Genomic DNA, 15,344 nt, shown 5'->3' on the forward strand with positions numbered 1-15,344 from the left:
AAAGGATAGGCGGGATGCCGGTTTAAAAGAAATGGCAAAATCTTTTAAATTTCGGCATTGTTTTGCTAATATTGTATAGCTAGATTGCGCAATTTTAATAGAGAGACGTGATGGACGATCTCGATGCCCGACTTATAGCCGCGCTTCGGCAGGACGGGCGAGCCCCTCTTTCGAAGCTCGCCGACATCCTGTCGGTTTCACGTGGAACGGTGCAGAACCGGCTGGACCGGCTGATCGCCAACGGCGTGATCCTAGGCTTTACCGTACGGGTCAAGGACATCGCCGGAACGGAGCGTATCCGGGCCGTCATGATGATCGAGGTGGTTGGCCGTAACACGCGCCGCGTTGTGCAATCGCTGCAAAAAATTCCGGAAATCCTCTCGCTCCATACGACCAACGGTGCATGGGACCTCGTTGCGGAAATCGAAGTGGCGAGCCTTGTCGATTTCGACCGGGTTCTCAATTCCGTGCGGCTTATCGAAGGCATCGCCCGCTCGGAGACGAGCCTGCTGCTCGCGCCGGCGTAGGGGCGAGACGTTTCACGTCTCAGGCTTCTGTTTTGCAAATCATTCCTAGTTGCAAATTTATGCGAATGATGTAGCTTCGCAATTAGGAATGGATCGCAATTGCAGAACTGGAGGAAATCACGATATGTTCGACCGCACCAGACGACACATCCTTGCCGCCATTGCGGGCGCTGCAGTCTTTGGTCTCATGCCCGGAGTTTCGCAGGCGGCAGACAAGTTCAAGGTGGTGACCACCTTCACCGTTATCGCCGACATGGCGAAGAATGTCGCCGGCGATGCGGCAATCGTGGAGTCGATCACCAAGCCCGGCGCGGAGATCCACGATTATCAGCCGACACCGCGCGACATTATCAAGGCGCAGAGTGCGCAACTCATCTTGTGGAACGGACTTAATCTAGAGCGCTGGTATGAGAAATTCTTCCAGCGGCTTCATGACGTGCCGAGTGCCGTGGTGACCGAGGGCATTGCGCCGATAAGCATCGCGGAAGGCCCCTATGCGGGCAAGCCCAACCCTCATGCCTGGATGTCGCCACAGAACGCGCTGATCTATGTCGACAATATCCGCGACGCTCTCGCCAAGCACGACCCGGCGAATGCCGCGACCTATAAGGCTAATGCCGAAGCCTATAAGCAGAAGATCAGGGACACCATCGCGCCGATCGAGGCGAAGCTTGCGACTATTCCGCAGGACGAGCGCTGGCTGGTGACGAGCGAGGGCGCGTTTAGCTATCTCGCCCGGGACTTCGGTTTGAAGGAGCTTTATCTCTGGCCGATCAATGCCGACCAGCAGGGCACGCCACAGCAGGTGCGCAAGGTGATCGACGTGGTGATGGCCAACCAGATTCCCGTCATCTTCAGCGAAAGCACCGTTTCGGCCAAGCCCGCCCAGCAGGTGGCAAGGGAAACGGGCGCAAAATATGGCGGGGTGCTCTATGTCGATTCGCTGAGCAAGCCTGACGGCCCTGTCCCCACCTATATCGATCTCCTCCGCGTGACCTCCGACACCATCGCCAAAGGGTTCGCTTCATGAATGCTCCCGTCAAGGCTATATCCCCGCGCCAGTCTATCGACACCGGTGCGGGGCTTTCCGTTGAGGACTTAACGGTCACCTACCGTAACGGCCACACCGCGCTTCATGATGCTGGTTTCGACATACCCACGGGCACGATCACCGGGCTCGTCGGGGTCAATGGCAGCGGAAAATCGACGCTGTTCAAGGCGATCATGGGCTTCGTGCGCCCGGCGAAGGGGACGATCTCCATTCTCGGGCAGCCGGCGGCCAAAGCGCTGAAGAAAAATATCGTCGCCTATGTGCCGCAGAACGAGGATGTGGACTGGAGCTTCCCGGTTCTGGTCGAGGATGTCGTGATGATGGGCCGCTATGGCCACATGAACATGATGCGCATTCCGAAAGCCGCCGACCGCGAGGCCGTGGCCTCGGCACTGGAGCGCGTCGGCATGAGCGATTTTCGCAAGCGGCAGATCGGCGAACTCTCGGGCGGGCAGAAGAAGCGCGTCTTCCTCGCCCGCGCGCTGGCGCAGGACGGGCGTGTCATCCTGCTCGATGAGCCGTTCACCGGGGTCGATGTCAAGACGGAGGATGCGATCATCGGGCTGTTGCGGACATTGCGCGACGAAGGCCGCGTGATGCTGGTTTCCACGCATGATCTGGGGAGCGTGCCGGAATTCTGCGAGCGGACAATCCTCATCAACCGCACCGTTCTCGCCTGCGGGCCCACCGCGCAAGTGTTCACGCAGACGAATCTCGAAAAGACCTTTGGCGGTGCGCTGCGCCACTTCGTCATGAATGACGCACCAAGGCGCTTCGAAACAGCGGAGGGGGATGGACCGGAATGACGGCACTGCTCGAACCCTTCACCTATGGCTACATGGTCAACGCCATGTGGGTCAGCGCGCTCGTCGGGGCGGTCTGCGCCTTCCTCTCGGCCTATCTGATGCTCAAGGGCTGGTCGCTTATCGGCGACGCGCTTTCTCATTCCATTGTGCCGGGCGTGGCGGGGGCCTATATGCTGGGCCTCCCCTTTTCTATCGGCGCCTTCTTCTCCGGCGCGCTTGCCGCTGGGGCGATGCTGTTCCTCAACGAGCGCACGCGGCTGAAAGAGGATGCGGTCATCGGGCTGATCTTCACTTCCTTCTTCGGGCTTGGGCTCTTCATGGTGTCGCTCTCGCCCGCATCGGTGAACATACAGACCATTATTCTCGGCAATATCCTCGCCATCACGCCCGAGGATACGCTGCAACTCGCCATTATCGGCTTTGTCTCCCTCGCAGTGCTGCTGGTTAAATGGAAGGATCTGATGGTAACCTTCTTCGATGAAAGCCATGCCCGCTCCATCGGCCTCAACCCGTCGCTGCTGAAAGCCGTGTTCTTTACGCTGCTTTCCGCCTCTACGGTGGCAGCGATGCAGACGGTGGGCGCATTTCTCGTCATCGCCATGGTTGTGACTCCAGGCGCAACCGCCTATCTCCTGACCGACCGCTTCCCCAGGCTCATCCTTATCAGCGTCGCCATCGGCGCGATAACGAGCTTCACCGGGGCCTATATCAGCTATTTCCTCGATGGCGCGACCGGCGGGGTCATCGTTGTCCTGCAGACGCTGATCTTCCTCGCCGCCTTCTTTCTTGCGCCCAAGCATGGCATGCTCGCCGCCCGCCGGCGCACGGCGCAGGCATTGGAGGCGAGCCGATGAGTCTCATCGATATGCTCACCCTGCCCTTCCAGTTCGAGTTCATGCGCTTTGGGCTTGCCATCGCGGTGCTTGTCGCCATTCCGACGGCGCTGCTCTCCTGCTTCCTTGTGCTCAAGGGGTGGTCGCTGATGGGCGACGCGATCTCGCATGCGGTCCTTCCGGGGGTGGTGATCTCCTATATCATCGGTATACCTTATGCGATCGGCGCCTTCGCGGCGGGCATGCTCTGCGCGCTCGGCACCGGCTTTCTCAAGGAAAACAGCCGCGTCAAGCAGGATACGGTGATGGGTGTGGTCTTCTCCGGCATGTTCGGCCTGGGGATCGTGCTCTACACAAAGATCCGGCCGGATGTGCATCTCGACCATATCCTCTTCGGCGACATGCTGGGCGTCGGTCCCCGGGACATCCCCGAAACAGGCGTCATCGCGGCGTTCGCCACCGGAATCATCGCGCTTAAATGGCGCGATCTACTGCTCCACGCTTTCGATCCGGTGCAGGCGAAGGTGATCGGCCTGCCGGTCCGCCTCCTGCATTATGGCCTGCTCGTGGTGCTGTCGCTCACCATCGTCGGCGCGCTCAAAGCGGTAGGCATCATCCTTGCCATCGCCATGCTGATCGCGCCGGGGGCCATTGCCTTTCTCCTGACGCGCGCCTTCGGCCCGATGCTGGTGCTTTCGGTGGTCATCGCCGTGCTCGCGTCCTTCTTCGGTGTGTATTTGAGCTTCTTCCTCGACAGCGCGCCTGCGCCAACAATCGTGCTGTTGATGATGATGGCCTTCATCGCCGCATTCTTCTTTTCATCCCGGAAAGCGGCGCGGCGGGAGCGGCAAGATTTGAAAGCAAGGCCCGGAGTGCGGTAGTCTGGCGAGAGAGGTAGAAAGGCGGCAAGCTGAAATGAAGGATCACACCATGAACCTTGCCACCATCAACACTACGCCTGCCGAACGCGACCCGCGCTGGAAGGCGCTCGTCAACCGCGATCCGGCCTTCGACGGCAAATTCGTCTATTCCGTAAAGACAACCGGCGTCTATTGCCGCCCGACCTGCCCGTCGCGACTCGCCAAGCCCGAAAATATCGCATTCCATGCGGATTGCGCGGAGGCCGAGCGGGCGGGCTTCCGCCCCTGCCTGCGCTGCCGGCCCAACGAAGCATCGCTTGCCGAACGGCATGCGGCGATTATCGCAGAAGCGTGCCGCCGGATCGAGGCCGCCGAAGAACTGCCAGTGCTGGACGCACTGGCGGACGCTGCAGGCATGAGCCCGTTCCATTTTCACCGCCTGTTCAAGTCTATCACAGGCCTGACGCCCAAAGCCTATGGTGCGGCCCACCGGGCTCGCCGCGTTCGTGACGAGCTCACGGCAAGCAAGGGCAGCGTTACCCAGGCGATCTATGATGCCGGGTTCAATTCCTCGAGCCGCTTCTATGAGGCATCGAACAAGATGCTTGGTATGGCGCCCAGCATCTTTCGCGCGGGCGGCGCGGAGATGAACATCAAATTCGCCGTCGGGCAGTGCTCGCTCGGAGCGATTCTGGTGGCGGCGACGGAAAAAGGCGTCTGCGCCATTTCGCTTGGCGATGACCCGGATGCGCTGGTGCGCGAGCTTCAGGACCGCTTCCCCAAGGCCGAACTCATCGGCGGCGATGCCGAATTCGAGAAGACCATGGCGAAAGTGGTGGGCTTTGTCGAGGCGCCCGATATCGGCCTCGACTTACCGCTCGACGTGCGCGGCACGGCGTTTCAGGAGCGCGTCTGGCAGGCGCTCCGCAATATTCCGGTGGGCAGCACGACCAGCTACACCGAGATCGCAGAACGCATCGGCGCGCCGAAGGCTGTGCGCGCCGTCGCCGGGGCCTGCGCCGCCAACAAGATCGCCGTGGCCATCCCCTGCCACCGCGTCGTGCGGCAGGACGGCGACCTCTCGGGCTATCGCTGGGGCGTCGAGCGGAAGAGAGCGCTGCTGCAGCGGGAGCGGGGGTAGATCACCGCCGCAGCACCGCACCCGTCTGCTTGCTCACGCTTTCCACCACCCGCTTGGCGAGGCCTTCGAGATCCTCATCCGTCAGCGTGCGCTCCTGCGGCTGGATCGCGACTTCGATGGCGATGGATTTCTTGTCCTCGCCCAAAGCCGGGCCTTCGAAAATATCGAAGACCTGAATGCCTGATATGAGCTTCCTGTCGGCGGCGCCCACAGCGCGGATTACGGCGGCGGCCTCGACGGATTTGTCCACCACGAAAGCGAAATCGCGGCGCACAGTCTGGAAGTTTGACAGAGCAAGCGGCGGCTTGGTGCGCGTCGCCTTTTGTTTCGGCTCCGGAATGACATCAACGAACACTTCAAAGCCGCAGAGCGCGCCGCTGACATCGAGCGTTTCCAGCGTCTTCGGATGAAATTCGCCGAAATGGCCGAGAACGACCTTCGGCCCGAGCTTGATCGTGCCGGAACGGCCGGGATGATACCAGGACGGCCCTCCCGCCTCGATTTGCAGCTTATCGACGGGCGCACCGCAGGCTTCCAGAACCGCCAGCGCATCGGCCTTGGCATCGAATACGCCGACGCTCGCCGCATTGCCGGCCCAATGGCGGCCCGAACCATCGAGCTTCGCGGTGCCGCGGCGGATGCCGCCGGCGACGCGGCGCTGCCTGTCAGGCGTGTCGCCTTCATAGGTGCCGGAGACTTCGAACAGCGCCAGATCCTGCACGCCGCGGTCGGCATTCCGCTGCGCCGCCGCCAGCAGGCCCGGCAACAGCGAGGGCCGCATGTCGGACATATCTGCGGCGATGGGGTTGGCGAGCTTGAGCGCGGCACCGCTGTTATCGCCGCTGCCGAAGGCCTCCGCATGGGCGGCGGGGATGAAGGAATAGGTGACAGCCTCCATCATGCCCCGCGCTGCCAGCGCGCGCCGGGCGGCGCGGCTGCGGATCTGCAGCGTGGTCAGGATCTTGCCGTTGACCGCCGCATGATCTGGTAAAGGCTGGGGCGCGATGCGGTCGACGCCGTGAATGCGCATCACTTCTTCGACCAGATCGGCCTTGCCGTCGATATCCGGCCGCCAGGACGGCACGCGGACATTCACCACATCGCCCTCGCCTTGCGGCTCGAAGCCGAGGCGCGAGAGGATGGCGAGGCTTTCCTCCTTCGCCACCTCGATGCCGGTCAGGCGCTTTACCTCCGAAACGGGAAAGGCGACCACCTTCGGCTCGTAGCCCTCGTAGCCCACCACTTCGGTCTCCATCGGAGTGCCGCCGCAGAGGTCAAGCACCATGCGGGTTGCAAGCTCCAACCCCGGCACCATGAATTCCGGATCGGCGCCGCGCTCGAAGCGGTAGCGCGCATCGGTGATAATGCCCAGCTCGCGGCCCGTGCGGGCGATGTTATAGGCATTCCAAAGGGCAGATTCGATCAGCACATCGGTGGTATTCTCGTCGCAGCCCGAATGCTCACCGCCCATGATTCCGGCAATCGATTCGACGCCGTTATCATCGGAGATGACGCAGACCTGCTCGTTGAGCCTGTATTCCCGCCCGTCGAGCGCCAGCACCGTCTCTCCGGACTTGGCGCGGCGTACCGTCAGGTCGCCCTTCACCTTGGCGGCGTCGAAGACATGTAAAGGACGGCCCCGGTCGAAGGTGATGTAATTGGTGATATCGACCAGCGCGTTGATGGGACGCAGCCCGATGGCTTTCAGCCGCTGCTGCAGCCATTTGGGGCTCGGGCCGTTCTTGACGCCTTTAACCAGACGCAGCGCGAAGCCGGGGCAGAGGTCCGGCGCATCGATCATCACCTTGACCGGCGTTTCGCCTTCGCCCTTGACCGAGGCAACCGCGCCATCCTTCAGCCTGCCCAGCCCCGCCGCAGCGAGATCACGGGCGATGCCATAGATGCCCGTGGCGTCCGGGCGGTTCGGCGTCAGGTTGATCTCAATGACAGGATCGTTCAGCCCGGCATAGGCGGCAAAGCTCTCCCCAACCGGCGTATCGGCGGGCAGGTCGATGATGCCGTTATGCTCGTCCGACAATTCCAGCTCGCGCTCGGAGCACATCATGCCATGGCTTTCGACGCCCCTGATCTTGCCGACCGAAAGCGTCACATCGATGCCCGGTACATAGGTTCCCGGCGGCGCAAAAACGCCGATCAGACCCGAGCGGGCATTGGGCGCGCCGCAGACGACCTGAATCGGCTTGCCATCGCCCAGATCGACCGAGAGCACCTGAAGCTTGTCCGCATCGGGATGGCGCTCCGCTGTTAGAACCCGGGCGATCCTGAACGGCTCCAGCGCCGCCTTGTCATCGACGGATTCGACCTCGAGACCGATCATGGTGAGAGTTTCGACGATCTCATCGAGCGAGGCTTCGGTGTCGAGATGATCCTTGAGCCAGGAGAGTGTGAATTTCATGTTACCTTGATCTCCTTGTCACGCGCTCAAACCGCCGAACAGTGTCGGCATGTCCAGCGGGCGGAAGCCATAGTGCTGGAGCCAGCGGACGTCGGCGTCGAAGAAAGCGCGCAGGTCCGGCATGCCGTATTTCAGCATGGCGATGCGGTCGATGCCCATGCCCCAAGCGAAGCCCTGATATTCATCCGGATCGAGGCCGCAATTTCTGAGCACATTGGGATGCACCATGCCGCAGCCCAGAATCTCCATCCAATCATTACCCTCGCCGAACTTCACTTCGGTGCCGGAGCGGTCGCACTGGATATCGACTTCCATCGACGGTTCGGTGAAGGGGAAGAAGGAGGGGCGGAAGCGCATCTTCAAGGAGGGAACCTCGAAGAAGGCCTTGCAGAACTCCTCCAGCACCCATTTCATATTGGCGACATTGGCGGTCTTGTCGATCACCAGCCCCTCGACCTGATGGAACATCGGCGAATGGGTGGCGTCGGAATCCATGCGATAGGTCTTGCCGGGGATGACGATGCGGATCGGCGGGCTTGTGGTCTCCATGGTGCGGATCTGCACGGGAGAGGTGTGGGTGCGCAGCAGCTTGCGCTCGCCCTTCTCATCGGGATTGAAGAAGAAGGTGTCGTGCATTTCGCGCGCGGGGTGCCCTTCCGGGAAGTTCAGCGCGGTGAAATTATAATAATCCGTCTCGATATCCGGCCCTTCGGCGATGGCGAAGCCCATATCGGCGAAGATGGCGGTGATCTCATCAATGACCTGGCTGATCGGGTGGATGCGTCCGCGTTCCGCCGGGGAAGTGCGGACTGGAAGCGTGACGTCCACCTTTTCCTTTTCCAGGCGGGCGGCGATGGCGGCGTCCCGCAATTCGGTCTTGCGCGTGGCCAGGGCCTCGGTCACACGGTTCTTCAGCCCGTTGATGGCCGGGCCTTGCGTCTGCCGCTCTTCCGGCGACATCGCGCCCAGCGATTTCAGTTTCTCCGAAATCGAGCCCTTCTTGCCGAGGGCGGCGACGCGGATGGCTTCCACAGCCTCAACATCGGTGGCGGCGGCAATCTCGGCCAGAAGGTTTTGTTCCAATTCAGCGATATCGGACATGGGAGTGAGGTTCCGTGGATTTTGACGGGTATTAAAGAGAAACCCGCGCCAGCTTCTCGCCAGCGCGGGTTTCCCAAACAATATGAATTCGAAGCTTTGGGAGCGCGTCTGGCTTAACGGACAGCGCCTTCAAAAGCGTTCGGGGTGGTCTCTTTCAGATATTCCAGCGCCTTCTTGGCCGAAGCGACCAGTGCGCCGAACGCCTCCGGCTCATGGATGGCGAGATCGGAAAGAACCTTGCGGTCGACCTCAATGCCGGCCTTGGAGAGACCGTCGATGAAGCGGCCATAGGTCAGGCCCTGCTCGCGGACAGCCGCATTGATGCGCTGAATCCACAGGGCGCGGAAGGAGCGCTTGCGGTTCTTACGGTCACGATAGGCATATTGCTTGGAACGATCGACAGCAGCCTTGGCGGCGCGGATCGTATTCTTGCGGCGGCCGTAGAAGCCCTCGGCCTGCTTCAGGACCTTCTTGTGCTTGGCATGGGCGGTAACGCCCCGTTTTACGCGTGCCATGGTATGATCTCCTTAAAAATCAGGGCTTCGGCTCAGAGGCCGTTCGGCAGGAACTTCTTCACGATCTTGGCATCCGGCTCGGCGAGAACCATGGTGCCGCGGGCATCGCGAATGAACTTGTTCGTGCGCTTGATCATGCCATGACGCTTGCCGGCGGCCTGCGCCTTGACCTTGCCGGAGGCGGTGATCTTGAACCGCTTCTTGGCAGCGGATTTGGTCTTCATCTTGGGCATTTTGCTACTCCTTTTGGACATTCCCCGTCGTTCCTTCGGAACTCCACGCCTCTTGGTTATTGGGCGCTTCCTACCGTACCGACGACGCTTGATGCCTATTGTTTGATACTTCCAGGCCGACCAAAGCCCGAAAAGCATGAAAAACCGCCACGGCATGCCCTGCCGGGCGGTTCGAACGCGGCCTTATAGACATGAATCCCGGCAAAACGCAAGGGAGGAATCGCGCGGATTAGTAAAGCCTGAAGAGCACGGGCAAAGCGTGGATGCCCTGCAGGTATTCAACGAATTCGAACACCGGATAGGCGACGAAGAAGACGAGCCCGTCCGTCAGCGTGCGGTAGACACGGTCGGGCCGCACCACAAGCTCGCCCTTGTCGCGGAAGAGCGATAGGCGCGGGAGGAAACGCGGGACTTCCCGCATATAGGCCCGGTATGGCTCGCCGAAGGTCTTTTCGAGGAATTTTTCTTCCGCGCGGATGACGATCTGAAAGGCGACATAGCAAAGCACAGCGAAGCCGAATGCTATGGTAAGGCTGCCCGTCTGTGCGCCGATGCCCGCCGCGCCCAGCGTGCTGAAGACGTAAAGCGGGTTGCGGGTGACGGAATATGGCCCGTCGCGGACGATTTCCGCGCTCTTCTTGCCGCCGATATAAAGCGTGCACCACATGCGGCCGATAATGGCGAGCACGATGAAGCCAAGCCCGACCGCCTCGATATATTCATGAACCTGATTATCGCCCCAGGCGGAGCGCACGAACAGAAGCGTCAGAAAAAGCAGGCCGATCACCAGCGCAATGATAATGCGCCTCTTGCGTTGAAACCGGCCCATATCGCTTATGGTTTGCATTGAAATACTCCCGCCACCCAATTGAGGCGCGCCGGTGTCGGGATATTTCGTGGATTATTTGTGGCGGGAAACGGCCAATTGTCCCTCGCAAAGAAAAAGCCGCGCAAGGCGGCTTTTTCGAATAGTAGAGTGGCGGTCCAAATTAACGCGGCGCAAGCACCATCATCATCTGGCGGCCTTCGAGGCGCGGCTCGGCTTCGACCTTGGCGATCTCAGCCGTATCTTCCTTGACGCGCTCGAGAAGCTTCATGCCCAGTTCCTGGTGGGCCATCTCACGGCCACGGAAGCGCAGGGTGATCTTGACCTTGTCGCCCTCTTCGAAGAAGCGGCTGACTGCCTTCATCTTCACCTCATAGTCATGGGTGTCGATGTTCGGCCGCATCTTGATTTCCTTGATCTCGACCGTCTTCTGCTTCTTGCGGGCTTCGGCAGCCTTTTTCTGGTTCTGGTATTTCAGCTTGCCGAGATCGACAATCTTGCATACGGGCGGCTCGGCGTTCGGCACGATCTCCACGAGATCGAGCCCTGCCTCCTCGGCAAGCGCCAATGCTTCCTGAATGGACACGTTGCCGTGGTTCTGGCCTTCGGCATCGATGAGCTGGACCCGGGGAACCCGGATATCTCGGTTGGAGCGCGGTCCGTCTTTCTGGACCGGCGACGCTCTGAACGGTCGGCGAATGATCGTTATCTCCTAGTTATATCCTTTTGAGGCAATTCAAGCCTCTCGAATTGGTTGCCGGCGCCATTGGTTCCACGCACAACAAAACTCTTGGCGGCAATGTCGCCAAGCGCGCGCGGATGTCAATAGCATCTTTGCAGCAAGAAATCACTCCTGCCAAGCATTTGCCGGCAATCGATGAATATTGGCCACATTTGGTCGTTTTTCAATGCGGATTCCGAGCGTTTCCATTAAATGGCAGAGATGCGAAGCAATAAGCGGGCGCGACAGGGACGTGGGAAGGGAGACGGGCAATGGAGGAAGCGACACCCCATTTCATCGACGTGCAGGGTGCTGAGATCGCCGTTCTGCATCGCAAAGGACCGAAGGCGCCCGGCCTCGTCTGGCTCGGCGGCTACCGCTCCGACATGCTGGGCGGCAAGGCGGTGCATCTGGATGGATGGGCGGCGGAAACGGGGCATTCCTGCCTGCGCCATGATTATTCCGGCCATGGCCAGTCCGGCGGCGATTTCAACGAAGGCACCATCTCGCGCTGGCTCGAGGAAAGCCTCGCCGTCTACCGCCGTTTCGCGGACGGTCCGCAGATCCTTATCGGCTCATCCATGGGCGCGTGGATCGCGCTGCGCATGGCGCAGGAGCTTGGGCGGTCGGGCAATGGGCCTGAAGCCATCGTGCTCATCGCGCCCGCGCCCGATTTCACCGCCCTGCTGGTCGAACCGCAGATGACGGAAGGGCAGAAACGCGCGCTTCTCGAGAAGGGCTATTTCGAAAAACCGTCCGATTACTCGCCCAATCCGTATATTTACACGCGCAAACTCATCGAGGACGGGCGCAAGAATCTGGTGCTCAAGGGGATAATAGAGACGGGCTGCCCGGTTCATATCCTGCAAGGCATGGAAGATGCTGACGTGCCCTATACCCATGCCCTCACCCTCACCGAGCACCTGCCTGTCGATGATGTGACGCTGACGCTGGTGCGCGACGGCGATCATCGGCTGTCGCGACCGCAGGACCTGGAGCTTCTGACGCGCACCGTCGCGGCGCTTGCCGAGCGCGTGGCTGCAAAAGGGTAACCACTATGCGTCTTTCCGTCATCGCTTCCGCAAGCGTCGCGGCCTTTGTCGGCTTCGGCGGCACATTGGCACTCATCATTGCCGCCGCCCAGGCGCTGGGGGCGACGCAGGTTCAAACCGCGAGCTGGGTCACGGCGATCTGTCTCGCGATGGCGGTCTCTTCCGGCTGGTTGAGCTGGCGCTACAAGATGCCTGTTATCACCGCCTGGTCGACGCCGGGGCTGGCGCTGATCGGCGCAAGCGCGGGCTTTACCATGGAGGAAGCCGTGGGCGCCTTCATTGTCACCGCGCTCGCCATCATCGCCACCGGGCTTATCAAGCCAATCTCGACGCTGGTTTCGCGCATTCCCGCCCCCATCGCCTCCGGCATGCTGGCAGGGGTGTTGATGAGCTTCGTCACCGGCGCTGCGAAGACATTGGCGATCGACCCCATGCTGGTGCTGCCGCTGGTGGCGCTGTTCTTCGTCATCCGCCTTTTCAACCCCGCATTCGCCGTGCTTGCCGTGCTTTTCGCAGGCATCATCCTGGCATTCGCCCTTTCACGGGTGCCGGCACTGCCCGCGCCGGAACTCTCGACGCTCACCTGGATCAGCCCGGTCTTCCATGCTAATGCCATGATCGGGCTGGCGCTGCCGCTCTATCTGGTCACCATGGCCTCGCAGAACCTGCCCGGCTTCGCGGTCCTGCGGGCCGCGGGCTATGAGCCGCCGACCGGCCCCTGCCTGCAGGTAACGGGCCTCGTCTCGCTGCTGACGGCCCCCTTCGGCGCGCATACCAGCAATATGGCGGCGATCTCGGCGGCGCTCTGCACCGGGCCGGACGCGCATCCAGACCCGGCGAAGCGCTGGCTCACCGGCCCTGTCTACGCGCTCTGCTATCTGATCTTCGCCATATTCGGCGCTTCGCTAGTGGCGCTTTTTGCGGTGCTGCCGGCGGCGCTGATCGTGCTCATCGCCGGGCTGGCGCTGATCGCGCCCTTCATCAATGCTCTCGTGCTGGCGCTGAAATCGGAAACGGAGCGGCTTCCGGCCATCGTCACCTTCGCGGTCACCGCCTCGGGCATTGCCATTGGCGGCATCGGCTCGGCCTTCTGGGCGCTGGTGGCGGGCCTCGCCGTGGCTGGGCTCGATCACGCAAAATCGCTCAAATCGGCCTAAAACCCGCAAGGAATCGCGCAATTGCGCCTTGAAAAGTCATAATTCATTCACCACGTCGCGAATCGTAGCCACCAATAGGGGCTGGCTCATTTTTGATCGCATGAACCTTATCCGGGAAGTCTGCAACTTTTCGAGGTCATGCTTGAACGGAGTTGACATGAACAGTTCCGCATTGATCCGCCCGGCCTGGACGCCGGCTACCATCGCCCTCATGATCATCGGGTTTGTCGTCTGGTGGCCTCTCGGCCTCACCATGCTCGTCTACATCCTCTGGGGTGACCGCCTGGAAGGCTTCAAAAGCGACGTGAACAACGCCACCGACGGTCTTTTCAAGAATTTCCACAATGCCTGCCCGCGCGGCGGAGCGTTCTCCTCGTCCGGCAATGCCGCTTTTGACGATTGGCGTCAGAAGGAGCTCGACCGCCTTGCCGAGGAGCGCCGCAAGCTCGACGAGGCCCGCGCCGAGTTCGAGGCCTATGCGCGCGAAGTGCGCCGCGCCAAGGACAAGGAGGAGTTCGACCGCTTCATGACCGAACGCCGCAATGCCGGAAAAAAGACACCCGCCACGACATCGGGTTCTGACATCACCGATATCTGATCCGGCTTTAACATGCTCTTAACCAAGAAACGGCGCGGAAAATCCGCGCCGTCTCTGTTTGAGAAGGTTTTCACATAAATTTTCCTCGAATCGTCTATGGTTGCAGTCCATGGTTCAGTCTCGCGTCACACCGGATAAGCGTTCCGATGCCGAAAATGGCCGCGCCTACGAAGTCGCCGGGCGGACCTTGCCGCTGCGCGTGGTGGAAAATCCGCGCGCGACAAGGCTGACGTTGCGTATCGAGGCCGGCGGCAAGGGTTTGCGCGTCACCATTCCGCCGGGCCTTCCGGCGCGCGAGGTGGACCGCTTCCTCTCCCGCCACGAGGGCTGGATCGAGACCCGCATCGCCAGGCTGCCCGACCGGGCGGCGGTGCGCCCCGGCATCAAGATACCCATTCGCGGCCTTCCGCATCTGATCGTGCATGAGCCGGGACGCGGCACGGTGGAAACCGCCATCGGCGAGGATGGCGAGCGGATGCTGATCGTCCATGGCGACAGGCTGCACCTGCCGCGCCGCATCGCCGATTATCTGAAGCGCGAGGCCCAGCGCGAGATGGAGACGCTGGTCGCCCGCCATACGGCGAGCGTGGGCCGCCGCGCCAAGGCGATCCGCTATAAGGACACCAAGAGCCGCTGGGGCTCCTGCACCTCTGATGGCGTTCTCTCCTTTTCCTGGCGCATCGCGATGGCCCCTCCCCCGGTCATCAACTATCTGGTGGCGCATGAGGTGGCGCATCTCATCGAAATGAACCATGGGCCGAAATTCTGGAAGCTGTGCCTCGAGCTTTGCCCCGATACGGAGCGCTGCAAGGCGTGGCTGAAGCGCAATGGCACCTTGCTGCAAGCCATCGAATTCTCATGAATAAGGGCGTCTACGAAGCGGCGCTCACGCTCTGGAACTATCACCTCGTCTATGACGAATTAAAGCCTGCCGATGCGATCATCGGTCTTGGCAGTTATGATCTGCGCGTGGCGAAACATTGCGCGGCGCTGTTTCAGGCCGGTCTCGCTCCCCGGCTCGTCTTTACCGGCAAGTCCGGCAACTGGACCGAAGGGCTCTATGCGAAGAGCGAGGCGGAGACGTTTGCCGATGTCGCGATGGCCGAAGGCGTGCCGGAAAAGGCTATTCTGATCGAACCCAAAGCCACCAATATCGGCGAAAACATCCGTTATTCACACGAGCTATTGGGCGATGCTGTCAAGCGCGTCATCATTGTGACGAAACCGCAGACGCAACGACGCGCGCTCGCGACCATCGGCAAGCAATGGCCTGGGGTGGAGGCGCTGGTCACCGCGCCGTCCACGCCTTTCGAGCATCAACCCACGGATTCCTATCCGTTTGAAAAGCTTGTTCACGAGATGGTTGGGGATTTGAAACGCATTCTGGATTATCCCTCCAAGGGATTTCAAATTCCGCAGGATGTGTCGCCTCATGTCATGGAGGCGTATGAATTCCTGCTCAGCCATGGATTTGACGCACACTTAAGCTGATCTGCCAGCGTAAATA

The 15,344-nt window shown here is 61.0% G+C and carries 17 protein-coding genes; 11 read left to right on the top strand and 6 right to left on the bottom strand.

Annotated elements, in window-relative coordinates; translation table 11 throughout:
• The first annotated feature begins 110 nt into the window (after nt 1-110).
• The 6 genes from ACOWVG_RS05420 (at nt 111) to ada (ending at nt 5,218) form a co-directional block, all read left to right on the top strand.
• Nucleotides 111-527, top strand: a complete 417-nt coding sequence (locus ACOWVG_RS05420; protein ID WP_420960483.1) for an Lrp/AsnC family transcriptional regulator — start codon at nt 111-113, stop codon at nt 525-527.
• Nucleotides 528-651: 124 nt separating this feature from the next.
• Nucleotides 652-1,557 (top strand): metal ABC transporter substrate-binding protein, encoded by a 906-nt coding sequence (locus tag ACOWVG_RS05425; RefSeq protein ID WP_420960484.1) that lies wholly within the window; start codon nt 652-654, stop codon nt 1,555-1,557.
• Nucleotides 1,554-2,384, top strand: coding sequence for a manganese/iron ABC transporter ATP-binding protein (locus tag ACOWVG_RS05430; RefSeq protein WP_420960485.1), 831 nt, complete (start codon nt 1,554-1,556; stop codon nt 2,382-2,384). The genes ACOWVG_RS05425 and ACOWVG_RS05430 overlap by 4 nt, the downstream gene beginning before the upstream one ends.
• Nucleotides 2,381-3,238 carry a metal ABC transporter permease gene (locus ACOWVG_RS05435; RefSeq protein WP_420960486.1) on the top strand — a complete coding sequence of 286 codons (858 nt, stop codon included), beginning with the start codon at nt 2,381-2,383 and terminating at the stop codon, nt 3,236-3,238. Before ACOWVG_RS05430 ends, ACOWVG_RS05435 begins: the two co-directional genes overlap by 4 nt.
• Nucleotides 3,235-4,098 carry a metal ABC transporter permease gene (locus ACOWVG_RS05440; protein WP_420960487.1) on the top strand — a complete coding sequence of 288 codons (864 nt, stop codon included), beginning with the start codon at nt 3,235-3,237 and terminating at the stop codon, nt 4,096-4,098. The genes ACOWVG_RS05435 and ACOWVG_RS05440 overlap by 4 nt, the downstream gene beginning before the upstream one ends.
• Nucleotides 4,099-4,147: 49 nt before the next feature.
• Nucleotides 4,148-5,218, top strand: coding sequence for a bifunctional DNA-binding transcriptional regulator/O6-methylguanine-DNA methyltransferase Ada (gene ada / locus ACOWVG_RS05445; protein ID WP_420960488.1), 1,071 nt, complete (start codon nt 4,148-4,150; stop codon nt 5,216-5,218).
• Between the two features lies 1 nt (nt 5,219).
• Here ada and pheT read toward each other — a convergent pair whose 3' ends face one another.
• The 6 genes from pheT to infC form a co-directional block, all read right to left on the bottom strand.
• Complete coding sequence (gene pheT / locus ACOWVG_RS05450) at nt 5,220-7,634, bottom strand: phenylalanine--tRNA ligase subunit beta (RefSeq protein ID WP_420960489.1); 2,415 nt, start codon at nt 7,632-7,634, stop codon at nt 5,220-5,222.
• Between the two features lie 18 nt (nt 7,635-7,652).
• Nucleotides 7,653-8,735 (bottom strand): phenylalanine--tRNA ligase subunit alpha, encoded by a 1,083-nt coding sequence (gene pheS, locus ACOWVG_RS05455; protein WP_420960490.1) that lies wholly within the window; start codon nt 8,733-8,735, stop codon nt 7,653-7,655.
• A 113-nt stretch (nt 8,736-8,848) separates the two neighbouring features.
• On the bottom strand, nt 8,849-9,250 hold the full coding sequence (gene rplT / locus ACOWVG_RS05460; protein ID WP_420960491.1) for a 50S ribosomal protein L20: 402 nt from the start codon (nt 9,248-9,250) through the stop codon (nt 8,849-8,851).
• A 32-nt stretch (nt 9,251-9,282) separates the two neighbouring features.
• Nucleotides 9,283-9,483: a 50S ribosomal protein L35 gene (gene rpmI, locus ACOWVG_RS05465; protein WP_420960493.1), complete on the bottom strand. Its 201-nt coding sequence runs from the start codon at nt 9,481-9,483 to the stop codon at nt 9,283-9,285.
• A gap of 229 nt (nt 9,484-9,712) precedes the next feature.
• A complete protein-coding gene (locus tag ACOWVG_RS05470) occupies nt 9,713-10,330 on the bottom strand; it encodes a methyltransferase family protein (RefSeq protein WP_420960494.1) in 618 nt (205 codons plus the stop codon).
• 142 nt (nt 10,331-10,472) lie between these two features.
• Nucleotides 10,473-11,009 (bottom strand): translation initiation factor IF-3, encoded by a 537-nt coding sequence (infC, locus tag ACOWVG_RS05475; protein ID WP_420960801.1) that lies wholly within the window; start codon nt 11,007-11,009, stop codon nt 10,473-10,475.
• A 293-nt stretch (nt 11,010-11,302) separates the two neighbouring features.
• On the opposite strand from infC, the gene ACOWVG_RS05480 reads away from it, so the two are divergent.
• The 5 genes from ACOWVG_RS05480 (at nt 11,303) to ACOWVG_RS05500 (ending at nt 15,328) form a co-directional block, all read left to right on the top strand.
• On the top strand, nt 11,303-12,082 hold the full coding sequence (locus ACOWVG_RS05480; RefSeq protein WP_420960495.1) for an alpha/beta hydrolase: 780 nt from the start codon (nt 11,303-11,305) through the stop codon (nt 12,080-12,082).
• 5 nt (nt 12,083-12,087) lie between these two features.
• Nucleotides 12,088-13,239: a benzoate/H(+) symporter BenE family transporter gene (locus ACOWVG_RS05485; RefSeq protein ID WP_420960496.1), complete on the top strand. Its 1,152-nt coding sequence runs from the start codon at nt 12,088-12,090 to the stop codon at nt 13,237-13,239.
• Nucleotides 13,240-13,396: 157 nt separating this feature from the next.
• On the top strand, nt 13,397-13,837 hold the full coding sequence (locus tag ACOWVG_RS05490) for a DUF2852 domain-containing protein (protein WP_420960497.1): 441 nt from the start codon (nt 13,397-13,399) through the stop codon (nt 13,835-13,837).
• A gap of 109 nt (nt 13,838-13,946) precedes the next feature.
• Nucleotides 13,947-14,699, top strand: a complete 753-nt coding sequence (locus ACOWVG_RS05495) for a M48 family metallopeptidase (RefSeq protein ID WP_420960498.1) — start codon at nt 13,947-13,949, stop codon at nt 14,697-14,699.
• On the top strand, nt 14,696-15,328 hold the full coding sequence (locus tag ACOWVG_RS05500; RefSeq protein ID WP_420960499.1) for a YdcF family protein: 633 nt from the start codon (nt 14,696-14,698) through the stop codon (nt 15,326-15,328). Before ACOWVG_RS05495 ends, ACOWVG_RS05500 begins: the two co-directional genes overlap by 4 nt.
• The last annotated feature ends 16 nt before the right edge of the window (nt 15,329-15,344 follow it).

The sequence above is a fragment of the Brucella sp. IR073 genome (genome assembly GCF_049065735.1).
Taxonomy (GTDB): domain Bacteria; phylum Pseudomonadota; class Alphaproteobacteria; order Rhizobiales; family Rhizobiaceae; genus Paramesorhizobium.

Bases quoted from the DNA above. Each gene is read 5' to 3' on its own strand.
- ACOWVG_RS05500 (WP_420960499.1), top strand. From the start codon at position 14,696: ATGAATAAGGGCGTCTACGAAGCGGCGCTCACGCTCTGGAACTATCAC.
- ACOWVG_RS05420 (WP_420960483.1), top strand. From the start codon at position 111: ATGGACGATCTCGATGCCCGACTTATAGCCGCGCTTCGGCAGGACGGG.
- ada (WP_420960488.1), top strand. From the start codon at position 4,148: ATGAACCTTGCCACCATCAACACTACGCCTGCCGAACGCGACCCGCGC.
- ACOWVG_RS05495 (WP_420960498.1), top strand. From the start codon at position 13,947: ATGGTTCAGTCTCGCGTCACACCGGATAAGCGTTCCGATGCCGAAAAT.
- ACOWVG_RS05440 (WP_420960487.1), top strand. From the start codon at position 3,235: ATGAGTCTCATCGATATGCTCACCCTGCCCTTCCAGTTCGAGTTCATG.
- pheS (WP_420960490.1), bottom strand. From the start codon at position 8,735: ATGTCCGATATCGCTGAATTGGAACAAAACCTTCTGGCCGAGATTGCC.
- ACOWVG_RS05480 (WP_420960495.1), top strand. From the start codon at position 11,303: ATGGAGGAAGCGACACCCCATTTCATCGACGTGCAGGGTGCTGAGATC.
- ACOWVG_RS05430 (WP_420960485.1), top strand. From the start codon at position 1,554: ATGAATGCTCCCGTCAAGGCTATATCCCCGCGCCAGTCTATCGACACC.
- rpmI (WP_420960493.1), bottom strand. From the start codon at position 9,483: ATGCCCAAGATGAAGACCAAATCCGCTGCCAAGAAGCGGTTCAAGATC.
- ACOWVG_RS05470 (WP_420960494.1), bottom strand. From the start codon at position 10,330: ATGCAAACCATAAGCGATATGGGCCGGTTTCAACGCAAGAGGCGCATT.
- rplT (WP_420960491.1), bottom strand. From the start codon at position 9,250: ATGGCACGCGTAAAACGGGGCGTTACCGCCCATGCCAAGCACAAGAAG.
- ACOWVG_RS05490 (WP_420960497.1), top strand. From the start codon at position 13,397: ATGAACAGTTCCGCATTGATCCGCCCGGCCTGGACGCCGGCTACCATC.
- pheT (WP_420960489.1), bottom strand. From the start codon at position 7,634: ATGAAATTCACACTCTCCTGGCTCAAGGATCATCTCGACACCGAAGCC.
- ACOWVG_RS05485 (WP_420960496.1), top strand. From the start codon at position 12,088: ATGCGTCTTTCCGTCATCGCTTCCGCAAGCGTCGCGGCCTTTGTCGGC.
- ACOWVG_RS05425 (WP_420960484.1), top strand. From the start codon at position 652: ATGTTCGACCGCACCAGACGACACATCCTTGCCGCCATTGCGGGCGCT.
- ACOWVG_RS05435 (WP_420960486.1), top strand. From the start codon at position 2,381: ATGACGGCACTGCTCGAACCCTTCACCTATGGCTACATGGTCAACGCC.